Here is a 964-nt window from a genome sequence, read left to right on the forward strand (position 1 = left end):
CCACGCGTTGCAGCAGGTCGGGCGTGACGCCCACAGCGGCACCCACGCGCAGGCGGCCGAGGTGGTCTTTGCTGGCGTTGGGGGTGCGGCGGCGCTTGCGGATATCCTTATAGGTCATCAGGCCGGCAAGGCGGCCTTCGCTGTCCACGAGCGGCAGCTTATCCACTTTGCTGTCGGTAAGCAGCGTTTCGGCGGCGGCGGGGGTGATGCCGGCGGGGGCCGTTACGAGGCGGGCCAGGGGCACCATCACGGTGGTCACGGGCTGGCTCATGTCTTTCTCGAAGCGCAGGTCGCGGCTGGTGAGGATGCCTTCGAGCACGTGGTTTTCGCTTACCACCGGCACACCGCCGATGTTGTGCTTGCGCATGAGCTGGCGGGCGTCGGCCAGGGTGGCGGTGGGCGGCAGGGTGAAGGGGTCCTGAATCAGCGCCGACTCGCTGCGCTTCACGCGGCGCACCTGCTCGGCCTGCGCCTTGATGGACATATTCTTATGAATAATGCCCAGGCCGCCTTCCTGCGCCAGCGCAATGGCCATGTCCGATTCGGTGACGGTGTCCATGGCAGCCGAAATCAGCGGGGTTTGCAGCCGGATGTTGGGGGTGAGGCGGGTGCCGGTGTCGCAGTCGCGGGGCAAAACCTCGGAGTACGCTGGCAGCAGCAGTACGTCGTCGTAGGTGAGGGCCTCGAAGGCAATTTTGGGGGTTGCGGAGTCCGCCATGGCAAAAGGGGTTGGGGGTTGGGGCCTTTTGCCGGACGAAGGTACGGCGGGAAGTTGGGTTGAACAGCTATAGAGTTGGATAAATGGTCATGCTGAGCGCAGTCGAAGCATCTCTACCGCGATAGTAAATTCAATCGCTGGGATTAGTTACACGGTAGAGATGCTTCGAGTGCGCTCAGCATGACGTTCTTTTATTACCAAGTTACACTACGCCGTTTCGCGCAGCAGTTGCTCCAGGCCAGCGCG

General features: G+C 62.8%; 1 protein-coding gene. It reads right to left on the minus strand.

What is annotated here, in order from left to right:
- Positions 1–718, minus strand: a 718-nt coding sequence (gene guaB, locus ACYVDE_RS24300; RefSeq protein WP_460504097.1) for an IMP dehydrogenase, incomplete at its 3' end; no start/stop codon positions are given.
- Between the last annotated feature and the right edge of the window lie 246 nt (positions 719–964).

It is taken from the genome of Hymenobacter agri (assembly GCF_054778495.1).